The organism is Alteromonas sp. HB246098 (assembly GCF_054890645.1).
This window is the reverse complement of sequence record NZ_JBTZUG010000002.1, coordinates 359,083-373,915: the sequence shown is the minus strand read 5'-3', so window position 1 is coordinate 373,915 and position 14,833 is coordinate 359,083. Positions and strand designations below refer to the sequence as shown.

Here is a 14,833-nt window from a genome sequence, read left to right as displayed (position 1 = left end):
GGTTACTGATTTCAAATTTAGACTTAAAGACATAAAGCCCACCACTAGGCGAGCTCTGTTACAGTCTTTGCGGTGTGTTCACATCCCAGCTATCCGCTTATCAGCTCATTTTTCTTATTGAGCTTGCCGGTGCAATACGCATGATCCAGTGAAGAATTGCCCAAGGCCAGCTTGGCACAAACGCATTCGCTTTTTCTTTATTGATTGCGTTGACCATAGCGCGACAGCCCACATCGGTATCAACAATAAACGGCACCTTCTCAACTTTTTCATTTATCTCACTGCGAATAAAACCAGGATGAATGCAGGTGACTTTAATCGGCGTATTCATTACATCCATTCGAATACCTTCTGTCATAGACGTTAGGCCTGCCTTCGTAGCGGCGTAAACAGTCATAGCTCGTCTAAACCCGCGTACAGCACTTATAGATGAAATTGTCACTAAATGCCCACTGTTTTGTGCTTTGAAAATAGCCATTGCCGCTTCACATTGCGCTAGCGCCGACACAAAGTTAGTTACCGCCGTTTGCTTATTGGCATGGAAATACCCTGTGCCAATTGACGCGCCCTTTCCCATTCCTGCATTCACAATAACTCTATCTAGGGTTCCCATGTCAGCTTTGAATGCGTCGAACACTTCAAAAACCGCATCGTGATCATTTACATCAAGCGAGCGAATATACACGTCAATATTTGGATTAATTGAAAGTAATTCGTCTTTCAGTTTTTCTAAGTTCTCAAAGCGCCTTGCACATAGCGCTAAGTTACAGCCCTGTTTGGCAAACTCAATCGCCATTCCTTTGCCTAAACCAGAACTCGCGCCCGTTATCAGAATATTGCGTCTTGTTGTCATTATCGTTTTCCTGATGCTTTAATGGCCTTATTACAACGCCACATTAAGTAATGAATGAAGATCCAAAAGTTTTTGAACGCTGGATTATTGGTTTGCTTGTGGTGATAGCGATAGTAAATTTGCTGTGCAATACCAGCTAAACGGAAAAGCCCGTAAACCTCATAAAAAGCAAAATCTTCAACATCTATCTCCATTTCCTTACAGTAATACGCCACAACTTGCTTACGTGTTAGCATTCCCAGCAAGTGAGTTGGCTGACGACGTGTAGATTGTGCTAAAAAATCATCATCAGCTTGCACCCAATACGCCAAGGTATTACCTAAGTCCATAAGTGGGTCACCCAACGTAGCTAACTCCCAATCAAGAACGCCGATAATTTGGGTGTAGTTGTCCGGCTTTAACACCACATTATCGAACCTGAAGTCATTATGCGTAATACAAATGCGTTCTTGGTCAGGCATGTTATTCTCTAGCCAACGCATGATTTTTTTACCCGAGGGGACATTCCAGGTTTTCGCTTTACTATAGCGCTCGCTCCACCCGCTTATTTGACGTTCTATATAGCCAGCACCTTTCCCTAAGTGCTCAAGCCCCGCTTTTTGGTAATCAACCTTGTGAAGCTCAATCAAGCTATCAAGTACATTAGTGCAGAGCTGTTTGGTTTGCTGTTCGGTGGTGTTTAAGCCTTTAGGTAAGTTCTTGCGGGGTATCACACCGGTAAACTTCTCCATCACGTAGAACTCAGTGCCAATTATGCTTTCATCTTCGCAAAGCCCAAGCATCTCTGGAACATAACGATAAACAGGCTTTAAGGCGTGCTGTAATCGGAACTCTCGCCCCATATCGTGGGCCCCTTTAGCTTTTGTACCTGCGGGTGCTCTGCGTAAAATTAACGAGGTTTGTTGGCTGTCGTCTTGCTCACTGTTTTGATAGTCCAAGCAATACGTCCAATTGGAAGCGCCACCGGAATACTGGGTTACTTTAGGCAAACTATCGCTGCTTTGTATCTTGGCCTTCAATGATGGATTTGAGGCACTACTGTTTTCCTTAAGCCATTCGTGCACAGCGCTGACGTCTAACTCTTCGCCTGCTCGCACGCTATCCGCTTTATCTACTACCTGTTGTTGCATATATCGTTCTTCTTTTACTCTTGTGCTAAACGCTTATTTAAAGCCGGTTATTGGTAAGCATTTATTCGAAACAAATTTTGTCTTTCTTTACTCTTTAACTTTATTCTTTAATTGTGCTTTTCCATTGCTCGTTTCATCGTTCTAGTTTGATTGAGCATATTGCTTATATAGCGCTGAGTGGGTAACAACTTTTTCAATAAGAACGCCCGTTTGCCTAACTTATGAGTGAGGATAAGGAATTTCCCTTGACTGACTTGTTGAAATATTGACTCTGCTACCTCTTCTTTAGTCATATCTGCCTTAGCGAAAAACTTGTTGATCATCTTATGCGACGCTGGGTTGCTGCTTCTCATCGACTCATCTAAATTTGTTTTGAAGAAACTGGGGCATACCACACTAACGTTTATATTGTCTGGTGCCAGTTCCAACTTCATTGTTTCAGAAAACGATACTACAGCGGCTTTAACTGAGTTATAGCTTCCCATATAAGGAATAGGCGTAAGCCCTGCTTGCGAGGCAACGTTAATAAAGTAACCACTGCATTGCTTGCGCATTAACGGTAATAGCGCACGACTCACTCTCACCATGCCTAACACGTTAATATCGAATACCCATTGCCACTGCTCGATAGTCTCGTCTAAAAGACTACCGCCCGTAGCGACCCCAGCGTTATTAAACACATAGTCCACGCCGCCCCAACGAGTTTCGATAGTTTGCGCTAGGGCTTTAACGTCACTATCGGAGGTTATATCGCAGTGTACATAAAACGCATTTACACCTTGTGCAGAAAGCATATCTACCGTTTCATCTCCCCTCTCTTGGTTAATGTCTGCAATGCAAATACTTATATCTTTGCTTACCCATTTTTCCGCCCATTTTAGGGCAATGGCCTGACCTAAGCCGGTAGCTCCACCGGTAATCAATATACGCATTATGTGTTTCCTAATTATTATTATTTCACGAGTACTTTTGGCGTTGTTTTCACAGCTATCTTTGCATTTTGTTTTGCCCACAGCGCTAATAAGGCAGGACCGATGTACATTGCTATACCGTAAACACCAGGGGCAATGGCATAGTCAGGCGCTTGTAAAAAGGTAATACATATGAGCATGGCGAGTGCCGCGTTTTGCACGCCTATTTCAATAGCAAGGGTAAGAGAGTCTTTAAATGCCAATGCAGAGATCTTGGCAAGTACCAACCCTAACAATACTGATAAAAGGTTTAACGCTAAACAAACTAGAAAGGCACTTTCGAAAGATGTAGCTAGGTTATCTCTCTCTGAGACAAGCACTCCGATAATCATAAGCAACATAAAGTACATCGAAAACTGTCGAAAAAAGTTTTCTGTTTTCATAGCGAAGCCACTTTTAAAATGGCGAATAGCCATACCAATTATCACTGGGAATATTGATATACCTACTAGCCCTGTCACCGTTTGTATAATAGAAAACTCAGGCGCGTTTTCTTTTACAAAGTAGTTAAGAGCAAATTGAATAATAAATGGCGTTGTGAACACGCAGGCGATGGTTGAAATTGCGGTTAAGCTAACCGAAAGGGCTAGATTGGCTTTGGCAATATGGCTGATTAAATTACTGGTAGTACCGCCAGGGCATGCAGCCAAAACCATTACTCCCACGGCAATATAGTCGGGCACCCCAAACGCAATGCATAAACCTAAGGCTAACAAAGGTAATAACACAATTTGGCCTATAAAGCCTGTTATTACCGCCCTAGGCGCTTTCAGCAATCGGGCAAAGTCAGCAGGGGTTAGGGTTAACCCCATGCCAAACATAACAAATGCCAAAGCGAGAGGTAACAACACCTCGGTAAGTACAGATGCCTGCATGCACACGCCCCTTACAAAAGAAACCTTTTATTAACATTTAAGCCAGTGTACCCTGTTTATCAATAAATAAAAATGATGGCTTATTATGCGAACCCATAAATATTATGCATGGAAAAATAGATTTTAATTTATTCGTAGTGCTACGTGCGGTCTATGAGCACGGCAGCATTACTAGAGCCGCCAATGCGCTGCATATTACTCAGCCTGCGGTAAGTCATGCGCTCAGTAGGCTACGAGAAAAATTTGATGACCCATTGTTTACGCGCCATGGGCGACAAGTTATTCCTACCCCGTTCTGCCAAGGCATCATTACGTCGGTCGTTACATCAATTGAAACCCTTGAAAATACGTTAAAAGGCAAAGTGGACTTTGACATAGGTGATAAACCACGCACAGTTAACCTTGGAATGCGTGATATTTTAGAATCTATATTTTTTCCAACGTTAATTCCTGAACTTGTTCAAAACACCCCCAATATCACGGTAAATAGTAGACAGGTAACTTGGCCCGAACTTGCGCCAGCTCTTTCTAACAAAGAAATTGATATCGTAATTGATGCTCTTGTTCCCACCAGCAGTGAGATACGTTCACAATTTATCTGCGAAGAAACCTTTGTGGTAGTATGCGCGCCAACAAATAGCTACCTAGACAACCCCAGTATTGAAAACTACTCAGTTGCACAGCATGCATTTGTGTCTTTAAAAGATTCTAAACTAGACACTGTTGATCTCGCCCTTGCTCAACACAATTTGCATCGAAAAATATCCTTACAATGTGAGCACTACTTTGCCGCTGTTAATGTAGTGAGTCAGTGTGACCTTTTGTTGACTATGCCAGCACGCTTTGCACAGCAATTTAACAACAAACGTAATATCGAGACTTTGCCACTTCCGTTTGAAGTACCTCCTCTTCCCGTGCACATGTACTGGCACAAAAATGCGGATGAAGATTTAGTAAATATTTGGATGCGGGAGAAGCTTTTAGAAGTAGCAAATAAATTGGGACTATAAAAAGGCCTTTGTGTAACACAATGGTCAAGCAAGCGTCACGGTAGTGTCAATTTGCAGACCTATAGTGACGGTCCAAGGCATCGCTTTGGAAAACCGCTATGAAAAAGACACACTATCGAACACTTTGGCTTTCAGATATTCACTTGGGAAACCGTGATTGCAAAGCTGAATACTTACTTTCCTTTCTAGATAGCATCACAGTAGACACCTTATATTTGGTGGGCGACATTGTTGATATGTGGCAAATGACCAGACAATTTCGATGGCCAAAAGCCCATAATCAAGTTATGCATAAGTTTATGCAAATGAGCCAGGAAGGAACGCGAGTGGTTTACTTGCCTGGCAACCACGATGAGCCAATTCAGTCATACTCTGGCATGGCTTTCGGTGATATAGAAATAGAGCGAGAACTGGTGCACACCACTGCACAAGGGAAGCGTTACTTGGTTTTACATGGCGATCAGTTCGATGGCGATGTAACCATGGGCAAATTCCATGCGTGGATTGGCGATAAAGGTTACGACCTATTGCTCTTTTTAAATCGCGAGTTTAACCGCTTGAGGGCGTGGCGAAAACGTGAATACTGGTCATTGGCAGGTTATATCAAAAAGCACATTAAAGGTGCGAATGAAGCTATTGCTCGCTATCGAGAGGCATGCTGTAAGCGCGCAGAAGAAATGGGATTGGATGGCGTAGTTTGCGGACATATTCATCACCCTGAAAGTAGTTTTGAAAACAGCATTCACTACATTAATGATGGCGACTGGGTTGAGAATTGCAGTGCATTGTCTGAAGACATGGATGGTAATTTATCCCTTATCCATTACCTCGATTCATTGGAGTCAGCCACAGTAACATCTATTGCAGCCAAAACGTCTCGTTCAAAAGCAGCATAGTTACCGCATCTTTTAAAGGGGGGCACTTATAGCCCCCTCTAATGCTTTTACTGCACGCATCTGCGCGTAACTAACTTGTCGAGCCAGCACTCATAACATCTTTTTAACACTGTCAAATAACTGCCATCAAAGTGTGTAAAAAGCGTCATATTGTCTTGCTATTGTTCGCCAAAACCGAAAGAGAAACAGGTTCTATGTTTACTGTAAACGACGTACTGAACAAGCATTATCCTCAAGTAGCGAACAACCCTATTCTGTTTAAATCGCTGTCTTTCGTATTAAGACACCTACTCCATGAACGTGAAATTACAGAGTTTGGTGAAACCTACCCTCACTATGAAGATATTGATTTTGTCGAACAAGTATTGGAATACTTTAATATCAGCTATTCCACCCGCGATGTAGAAAAAGAGCGAATTCCTAGTGAAGGCAAAGTGGTGATCATTGCCAACCATCCAATTGGCTCGCTTGACGCTCTTGCCTTAATTAAGCTAGTAAGTGAAGTGCGTCACGATTTGAAAGTGGTCGCTAACGAAATGCTTATGGCAATCGAGCCGCTTCACGAAATGCTGCTACCGGTTAACAACATGCAAGGCGGTACACCAAAGCAGCATTTGACCGCAATTCAATCTCATCTAAATAGTGATGGTGCCATACTTATTTTTCCCGCAGGCGAAGTCTCTCGTTTGCGCCCGCAAGGCGTTCGTGACACCAGGTGGCACACAGGTTTTTTACGTATTGCGAAGCAGGCGAAAGCGCCAATATTACCAGTTTATATTGATGCTAAAAATAGCCCACTTTTTTATGGCGTGTCCATGGTATACAAGCCACTCGCCACTGCCCTGCTGGTAAAAGAGATGTTTAAACAACGCAAAAAGCACTTGCCCATGCGCATAGGTGAACTCATCCCTTTTGAAGCATACCAGCAAACGTCTATTCCGTTGAAAGAGCAGGTAAAGCTGTTCAAGCGCCATTTATATCGAATAGGGAACAATAAAAAAGGCGTATTCGAAACACAGGCTTCTATAGCTCCTCCAGAAGACAGAAAAGAACTGGCTCGAGCTATGCGAGAATGTGAGCATCTAGGAGAAACAGGTGATGGAAAATCTATTTACTTGTATCAGCACAAAAGCTGCTCGCCTATTATGCGTGAGATAGGACGCTTACGAGAGGTGGCATTTCGCGCAGTGGGCGAAGGCACTAACAAGCGCAGAGACATCGACCAATACGACTCTTATTATTATCATCTTGTACTTTGGGATGACAGCGATTTAGAAATCGTGGGCGCTTATCGTTTTGGTGATGCAGAACTTTTGACCGCACCCGACCATCCTACCGGACTCTACTCAGCAACTTTATTTAATTACAGTAAAAACAACGAAAGACTATTTAAGCAAGGCTTAGAGTTAGGACGAAGCTTTGTACAGCCTCGCTACTGGGGCAAACGCAGCTTAGATTATTTGTGGTTTGGTATCGGGGCATTTTTAGGTCGTTACCCTAAATACCGGTACCTTTTTGGTGCGGTATCCCTAAGCAATACCTATCCTGAGCCCGCTAAAGATCTACTGGTACAATTCTACACTACGTATTTTCCTGCGAAGTTCGGGGAAGCGACCTGTAAACGCCCTTATCAAATGGCGCAAGATTCCTTGCATCAGTTCACAGGTAGCGATTATAAGGCCGAATTTACGCAGTTAAAGCATCTACTAGCTAACATGGGCGTTAACGTGCCTACGTTGTATAAGCAATATTCCGAAGTGGCTAAAGATGGTGGTGTGGCGTTCCTTGGATTCAATGTCGACCCAGATTTTAACGACTGTATTGATGGCTTGGTAGTGGTTGATATGCAAAGCCTTACCGAGAAGAAACGCAAACGCTATTTGACCGATATTCAACTTAAAGCCACGGCTTGAACTTAAAACTGTATAAGGGAGCGTATTACATACGCCCCCTTCTTTCATTTACTACGAATATCTGTATCAATTACCTACCGCCAATATTTTTAAGAATATCCGTATAGATATCTTCAAGTGTAAGTAAATCCGATAAGTGAATGTGTTCGTTTACCTGATGAATGGTGGTGTTAGGCACGCCTACTTCAACAACCTGAGTACGCTCACTCGCAAAAAAGCGCCCATCTGATGTTCCGCCAGATGTACTTATTACCGGATAACGACCGGTAGCCCCCTTAATAGCTTTCTCAACACAGTTAATGAGGCACTTTTCTGCATCATTATTGGGGCTGCTTAAATACGTTTCGCAAGGCCTTGAAAAGCTAATTTGAGCCTGTACATCGATATTCTTGATAATATCGCGTAGTAGTAAAGACAGGCTGTTTTGATTGAACTGCCACGAATACCTAACATTGAACTCTATCCGTACTGAGCTAGGCACTATGTTATCAGTGAAGCTTCCTGTATCCATGTGTGTTATTTGAAGTGTAGTGCCAGGAAAGTCATCGCTTCCCGTATCAAATGGATAGTGAGTTAGTGCATTAACCACACTACTTGCTTTATGAATAGCATTAACCGCGGTCTTTGGGTAAGCCACATGGCCTTGTTTGCCAGTAATGTGAATAGTGCCAGAAAGTGAGCCTCTACGGCCTATTTTTATCGTATCACCGGTTCTTGTAGATGCAGAAGGCTCGCCTACTAAACACATATCAAGCTGGACATTTTTAGACGACAAATATTCAGCTATCCACTTTGAACCCCATTCAGCTTCACCTTCTTCGTCACTGGTAATTAACCACCAGAAAGACATATTGCTAGGATCTAAAGAGGCAATGGTTCGCTCTGTTGCTGCTAGCATAGCTGCAATGCCCGTTTTCATATCGGCAGCGCCGCGCCCGTAAAGTTTATTTTCACTTATAACCGGGCTAAATGGCGGTGATTTCCATTTATCGATAGGACCTGGAGGCACTACATCAGTGTGGCCACTAAACGCTAGATGAATAGGCCCTTGCCCCCATCTGGCAATGAGGTTTTTAACGCCATTTATCTTATGTTTCTCACATGTGAAACCAAGTTTTTCAAGCTTGTAGATTAGATAGCTTTGACAACCCGCATCCATTGGAGTGATAGACTCTCTTGCCATTAATACTTCGGCGAAGTGAATACTGCGCGCTGGCGCTAAAGAAGGTAAAGGCTGAATTGACATTCACGTAACCCAATTTAGAAACATGAGTCTATTACACAAATTTAAAGTGACACGCTAATAACAGATTTGCGACAAAGCCATGACAGTAAAGCCAAAGCCCGTATTGCGTGGATGGAAGAAAAAGAGACTACTGCAGGTGTATGAAAGTTTCCACTGGCCACCTAATGTTTGTTTATAGCTACTCACATTGTTATAAATAGAGTACAACTTAAAAGAAGGCGTCATCGTGTTAAAAATAATTGTTTTAATACCCCTTATCTTGTCATTACTTTGGTTTGGTTATTTGCAGGCAAACAAGTATACCCTTGAACAAGGCAAGCAAGGTTTCCTTTACATATTCGTGCTATCTGGCGTCATTGCGGCGTTTTATACACTCATGTTGTTTTTAACAAATTAGCTCTTTTTTACTTATAGAATTGCTACCTATGTGCAAATCTAATATAGCCCAAGGGATTAGTAAGTAATATTACCGAGGTGTTAATTACGCTGCTGTTCCAGTTAAACGGCCATCAGGCGAAATAATAAAGCCGATCAAAAAAGCCAGCTCTTATTTAAGCTGGCTTTTTATCATTTATTTTATTGTTGCCACCTATCTATTGAGTGGCTCAATTCTACTTACAATGACTCAGAAATAGTCACGTCAGCATTTGCGCGAAGCGCATCGATGTACTGCTGATAAACCCGTTGACCTTGTACTTGCGCAAGGCGTTGTTTCAGGTTTTCACCTAGCTCGGTTTCAAGTTCAGGTGCAGCATTCACGCCTTCTAGCATAACAACTGCAACATCGCCGTTAACTGTTGCTGCTACGTCAACCTTATCTTCACCTTCAAGACCCAGTGAGAAAAGCGTGTCAACCAATGCGCGTGCTAGTGTACCGCCAGATCTTGGCACTGCTGCTGCCGTTTCCCAAGCTACAGATTTTTCTGCTAGTTCGCTTTCAACACTTTCCTCTGCTCGTACTTTCTGTGCAATGTCGAAGGCCCAAGCTTCTGCTGCTTCTTTCGCTTTTTCCGCTTTTACCGACGCTTCAATTCCTTCGCGAACTTCATCTAGTGACTGAGTACGTTGTGGTTGATGCTCAATAACACGTGCAACAACAACTGTTTCGTCATCAAGTTCTATGATGTCGCTGTTAAGACCTTCTTCAACTAGCTCTGATGAGAAAGCAATATCCAGCAAACCAGGGAAGCTTAGTTCTGCAGGCGCCGTATTTCGGCTGAAAAGCACAGACTCTTGTATAGGTAGATCTACAGCATTAGCTGCGTCTTCAAGTGTATCTGGCACCTCAAACGCAATCTCAGCTAGGGTATTTTGAAGCTCAAAGTACTTTTCCATCGCCGCATCGTAAAGAAGGGTGTCGCGAATTTCGCTAGCCACTTCATCAAATGATTTTACTTGCGCTTCTTTGATGTCTGTTAACTTAATAATGTGAAAGCCAAACTCGGTCTCAACAACGTTAGATACATCACCTACATTTTCTAAAGCAAAGGCAGCTTCATCGAACGCTGGGTCCATCATTTCAGGTGTAATGAAATCTAGGTCACCGCCGTTCTCAGCCGAGAAGGTGTCATCAGAGTTTTCTTCAGCAAGGACTGCAAAGTCAGCACCATTATCAAGCTGAGTTTTTAATGACTCTGCTTTTGCTTTCGCAGCATCTCGATCATCACCTGTTTCGATAAGAATATGTGAAACTCGGCGTTCTTCTTCAGTGCCGTAGCTTCCCAGGTTATTGTCGTAATAAGTACGTACTGCTTCTTCATCTACAGAAACGCGACCTTTAAGGTCTTCAACGCTTAGTTTTACATAAGCCAGTTTCACCTGCTCTTCAGTATCGAAAGAGGCAATATTATTGTTGTAGAAGGCTTCTACATCAGCGTCTGTTACTTCGATAGAACTAGCAAACTCGTCAGAGCTCACTAATACGTATTTTGCATCACGAGTTTGGCGTTGAAGAGCATTAGCTCGTTGCACTTCGCCATCTAGAGAAAATGAAGAATTCGTTAACGCTGCCGCCAACTGATTCTGAGTCATCTGCGTTCTTAGGTAATCGCGGAAGTCTGCAACTTGAAAACCATTTTGGCGGAGAATAGCTTGGAAACGCTCGTTATCAAACTGACCACCAAATTGAAATTCTGGCATTTGCACTATCGTTTCACGAATCTGTTCATCGCTTACACGCAAGCCCATATCGGTAGCTTGTTGCTGAATCAGCTTTTCAGCAATAAGTCTGTCCAGTACATTTTTTCTAAAATCTGCGAGATATTGTTCGCTAGAGAAAAGCTGCGCGATGCTTTCGCCGTACTGTGACTCCATTTGTGCACGCTGGTTTTGGTATGCACGTTCTAGTTCTTGTGCCGAAATTTCTTCGCCGTTGACAGTTGCTACTGCTGTAGTACCTGATGATGTTAGGTAACTACCAACACCTGCGAATACGAAACTTAAAACGATAAGCGCAATAATCGCCATCGCCCAAGGGCCTTGAGAACCTTCTCTGATTCTTTCTAGCATGATTGTTCTTCAACTCCGTTGCTTACTACAATTACCCTTATCTATCACCTGCTGGCGAGCTCAAGGTAAAATAAGCGATGATTATAACCCAATGCAGCCGAATATAAACGTCAAAACACACTATTTGTAATGACTTTCGTCAAGTTAAAGCGCTTCACTGACATGTATGAAAATCGGCATGCCTAAAGGGGAAATTCTTACTCTTAAAATATTGGGGTCAGAGTCGTTACTCTGACCCCAATATTGAATTCTTTGCTTTAGAAATAAAAAAGGCGATGGACTAGCCATCGCCTTTTTCTATAATTTTTTTGCTTAGTTACAAGCGTCTTTCAGTGCTTTACCAGCTTTGAAAGATGGAACTTTCGCTGCTGAAATCTGAATAGTCTCACCAGTTTGTGGGTTACGACCACTGCGAGCTGAACGTTCGCGAACTGAGAAAGTACCAAAGCCTACTAGTGCAACTTGGTCGCCGTCTTTTAGCGCCGCAGTTACTGAGTCAGTGAATGCGTCAAGAGCGCGGCCAGCAGCTGCTTTAGAAATGTCTGCACCAGCAGCGATTTGGTCGATAAGTTGAGACTTGTTCACAATTAGATCCCCTTCGATTGTTATTATACTGTTTGTCCAAAACGATTTTGCTTGAACGTTATAGCAAGCTTGATCGTTAACATCAAGCTTCAGTCACAAATAATTAACTTTTTAAATGAATCGCTGCAATCCCTTTTGTGGCAAGGCTTCAAGCGAATACCACTTAAAGGTAACACAACTTTTGCGACATGAAAGCCCTATTTTCAAAAAAATAAGCTTTTCTTTCGTCTAATGCGCATAATTTAGTCAATTATTGCATTTTTATAGCAAAAACAAGGCTGCACGCCTTTAAAAATAAAGGTATGCAGCCAAACGTGTAAGTTACTTTTTAACCACTTCGAAACTTTCAACAGGTTCCTGAAGCGCAATATCAAGAACATCATCAATCCATTTAACTGGGTGAATTGATAAATCTTTTTTCACATTGTCTGGAATTTCTTCCAAATCACGCTCGTTATCCTTTGGAATAACTACCGTTTTAATACCACCACGGTGTGCTGCAAGTAACTTTTCTTTTAGACCACCAATAGCAAGTACTTCACCGCGAAGCGTAATTTCACCCGTCATGGCAACATCACATTTCACAGGGTTACCTGTTAGTGAAGATACTAAAGCGGTACACATTGCAATACCGGCACTTGGGCCATCCTTCGGTGTTGCACCTTCAGGAACGTGCACATGAATATCACGCTTCTCATAAAAGTCATCATTAATGCGAAGCTTTTCAGCACGGCTTCTCACCACTGTCATCGCTGCTTTGATTGACTCCTGCATAACATCGCCCAAAGAGCCTGTGGACGTCATTTTGCCTTTACCTGGAACCGATGTGGTTTCGATAGTTAGTAAGTCGCCACCAACTTGGGTCCAAGCTAAACCGGTAACTTGACCGATTTGATTGTCTTTGTCGGCTTTACCGTAGTCAAAGCGCTGAACGCCAAGATAATCTTTAAGATTATCTTGAGTAACAATGACCTTGTCTTTGCTCTTCGTAAGTAAAATATCTTTAACCGCTTTACGGCATACCTTTGACACTTCACGCTCTAAGCTTCTAACACCTGCTTCGCGCGTGTAGTAACGAATCATGCCAATGACAGCAGAATCTGTAATCTCAAGCTCTTTCGCTTTAAGACCATTGCGCTCCATTTGCTTACCAATTAAGTGGTTCTTCGCAATATTAAGCTTTTCATCTTCGGTGTAACCAGATAGGCGAATAACTTCCATACGGTCAAGCAACGGACCAGGAATATTCATGCTGTTAGAGGTTGCGACGAACATCACGTCAGATAGATCGTAATCCACTTCTAAATAATGGTCGCTGAAGCTGTTGTTCTGCTCAGGGTCTAGTACCTCTAGCAAGGCTGACGCAGGGTCACCTCGCATGTCTGATGACATCTTGTCGATTTCGTCAAGTAGGAACAGCGGGTTTTTAACCCCTACTTTCGCCATTTTTTGTACGAGCTTACCTGGCAATGAACCAATGTAAGTACGACGGTGACCACGTATTTCGGCCTCGTCTCGCACGCCGCCTAGGGCCATACGTACATACTTACGTCCCGTCGCTTTTGCGATAGATTGGCCAAGCGAAGTTTTACCCACACCAGGAGGCCCAACAAGACAGAGAATCGGGCCTTTAAGCTTCTTAACGCGCTGTTGAACCGCCAAATACTCAAGAATACGTTCTTTTACTTTTTCAAGACCGTAGTGGTCTTCGTTAAGCACGCCTTCAGCCCGAGAAAGATCTTTCTTCACTGGCGAACGCTTATTCCACGGAACATTTGTAAGCCATTCAATGTAGCTTCGAAGCACAGTAGCTTCTGCTGACATCGGTGACATCATTTTAAGCTTTTGAAGTTCAGCTTTCGCTTTATCTTCAGCCTCTTTAGGCATTTTCGCGTCAGCTATTTTCTTAGAAAGAGCCTCGAACTCATCAGGCGCATCGTCTAGCTCACCCAATTCTTTTTGAATGGCTTTCATTTGCTCATTCAAATAATATTCGCGCTGGCTTTTTTCCATTTGCTTTTTAACGCGGGTGCGAATTTTCTTTTCCACCTGCAGCAAATCAATTTCGCCTTCCATCAGTGCCATCAAATATTCAAGGCGCTCATTAACACCCTGCATTTCTAGCACTTTTTGCTTCTCAGTAAGCTTAAGAGGCATGTGCGCAGCCATGGTATCTGCTAGGCGCGCCGCATCTTCAATCCCATTAAGTGAAGTCAACACTTCTGGTGGGATTTTTTTATTCAGTTTCACATAGCCTTCAAACTGCGACACTGCAGAGCGAATCAAGACTTCTTGCTCACTCTCATCAATGCCTTCATCTTCTAACTTATCAACGTTAGCGACAAAGAAAGGGTCTGACTGTTTATAGCTTTCAATTTCACCACGTACGCTACCTTCTACAAGTACTTTTACAGTACCGTCAGGAAGCTTTAAAAGCTGCAGAATAGTAGCAATGGTACCTACAGTGTAAATATCGTCTGCTTCAGGCTCATCAACGCCCGCGTCTTTTTGTGCTACTAGAAAAATTTGTTTGTCATTATCCATTGCCGCTTCTAGGCAACGGATTGATTTCTCACGCCCAACAAATAGGGGTATGACCATATGCGGGTAAACAACCACGTCCCGCAAGGCAAGCACAGGAATTTCAATGCGATTTTCACGCTCAACTGTCATACTTGTTCTCAATTAGTTTGAAATGTCATTTTTATATGGGGATGCAAGAGCAAAGTTCAATCGAAACTTATTAAAGTGTGTTAATTCCTTAACCTTACCTTCCCTGCTCTGGGGCCTGTCGACCTTAATATAACCATTATCGATTTTGCACCGAATGGCAATACAAAACTAAA

At 42.9% G+C, this 14,833-nt stretch carries 12 protein-coding genes; 4 read left to right on the top strand and 8 right to left on the bottom strand.

The window, feature by feature from the left end:
• Positions 1-100: 100 nt before the first annotated feature.
• The 4 genes from ACYTPF_RS07525 to ACYTPF_RS07510 form a co-directional block, all read right to left on the bottom strand.
• Positions 101-853: an SDR family oxidoreductase gene (locus ACYTPF_RS07525; protein ID WP_179984023.1), complete on the bottom strand. Its 753-nt coding sequence runs from the start codon at positions 851-853 to the stop codon at positions 101-103.
• Complete coding sequence (locus tag ACYTPF_RS07520) at positions 853-1,983, bottom strand: phosphotransferase family protein (RefSeq protein WP_461851763.1); 1,131 nt, start codon at positions 1,981-1,983, stop codon at positions 853-855. Before ACYTPF_RS07520 ends, ACYTPF_RS07525 begins: the two co-directional genes overlap by 1 nt.
• Positions 1,984-2,090: 107 nt before the next feature.
• Positions 2,091-2,915 (bottom strand): SDR family oxidoreductase, encoded by an 825-nt coding sequence (locus ACYTPF_RS07515; RefSeq protein WP_461851762.1) that lies wholly within the window; start codon positions 2,913-2,915, stop codon positions 2,091-2,093.
• 20 nt (positions 2,916-2,935) lie between these two features.
• Positions 2,936-3,829, bottom strand: a complete 894-nt coding sequence (locus tag ACYTPF_RS07510) for a bile acid:sodium symporter family protein (protein WP_461851761.1) — start codon at positions 3,827-3,829, stop codon at positions 2,936-2,938.
• Between the two features lie 104 nt (positions 3,830-3,933).
• Here ACYTPF_RS07510 and ACYTPF_RS07505 point away from each other — a divergent pair, with 104 nt between their 5' ends.
• The 3 genes from ACYTPF_RS07505 to olsF all read left to right on the top strand — a co-directional run bounded on the left by ACYTPF_RS07505 (position 3,934) and on the right by olsF (position 7,648).
• Positions 3,934-4,839 carry a LysR family transcriptional regulator gene (locus tag ACYTPF_RS07505; protein WP_461851760.1) on the top strand — a complete coding sequence of 302 codons (906 nt, stop codon included), beginning with the start codon at positions 3,934-3,936 and terminating at the stop codon, positions 4,837-4,839.
• 98 nt (positions 4,840-4,937) lie between these two features.
• On the top strand, positions 4,938-5,735 hold the full coding sequence (locus ACYTPF_RS07500) for a UDP-2,3-diacylglucosamine diphosphatase (protein WP_461851759.1): 798 nt from the start codon (positions 4,938-4,940) through the stop codon (positions 5,733-5,735).
• A gap of 194 nt (positions 5,736-5,929) precedes the next feature.
• On the top strand, positions 5,930-7,648 hold the full coding sequence (gene olsF / locus ACYTPF_RS07495) for a bifunctional ornithine lipid synthase OlsF (protein WP_179984030.1): 1,719 nt from the start codon (positions 5,930-5,932) through the stop codon (positions 7,646-7,648).
• Positions 7,649-7,718: 70 nt separating this feature from the next.
• Here olsF and dapE read toward each other — a convergent pair whose 3' ends face one another.
• Entirely contained in the window at positions 7,719-8,894 is a 1,176-nt protein-coding gene (gene dapE / locus ACYTPF_RS07490) for a succinyl-diaminopimelate desuccinylase (protein WP_461851758.1), read from the bottom strand.
• Positions 8,895-9,120: 226 nt separating this feature from the next.
• On the opposite strand from dapE, the gene ACYTPF_RS07485 reads away from it, so the two are divergent.
• The gene (locus ACYTPF_RS07485; protein ID WP_014950143.1) at positions 9,121-9,291 is read left to right on the top strand and encodes a hypothetical protein; all 171 of its coding nucleotides are present in this window, start codon (positions 9,121-9,123) and stop codon (positions 9,289-9,291) included.
• Between the two features lie 218 nt (positions 9,292-9,509).
• Here ACYTPF_RS07485 and ACYTPF_RS07480 read toward each other — a convergent pair whose 3' ends face one another.
• The 3 genes from ACYTPF_RS07480 to lon all read right to left on the bottom strand — a co-directional run bounded on the left by ACYTPF_RS07480 (position 9,510) and on the right by lon (position 14,660).
• The gene (locus ACYTPF_RS07480) at positions 9,510-11,402 is read right to left on the bottom strand and encodes a SurA N-terminal domain-containing protein (RefSeq protein ID WP_461851757.1); all 1,893 of its coding nucleotides are present in this window, start codon (positions 11,400-11,402) and stop codon (positions 9,510-9,512) included.
• 312 nt (positions 11,403-11,714) lie between these two features.
• Positions 11,715-11,987, bottom strand: coding sequence for a nucleoid-associated protein HU-beta (gene hupB, locus ACYTPF_RS07475; protein WP_012518978.1), 273 nt, complete (start codon positions 11,985-11,987; stop codon positions 11,715-11,717).
• A 321-nt stretch (positions 11,988-12,308) separates the two neighbouring features.
• The gene (gene lon / locus ACYTPF_RS07470; protein WP_179984033.1) at positions 12,309-14,660 is read right to left on the bottom strand and encodes an endopeptidase La; all 2,352 of its coding nucleotides are present in this window, start codon (positions 14,658-14,660) and stop codon (positions 12,309-12,311) included.
• Between the last annotated feature and the right edge of the window lie 173 nt (positions 14,661-14,833).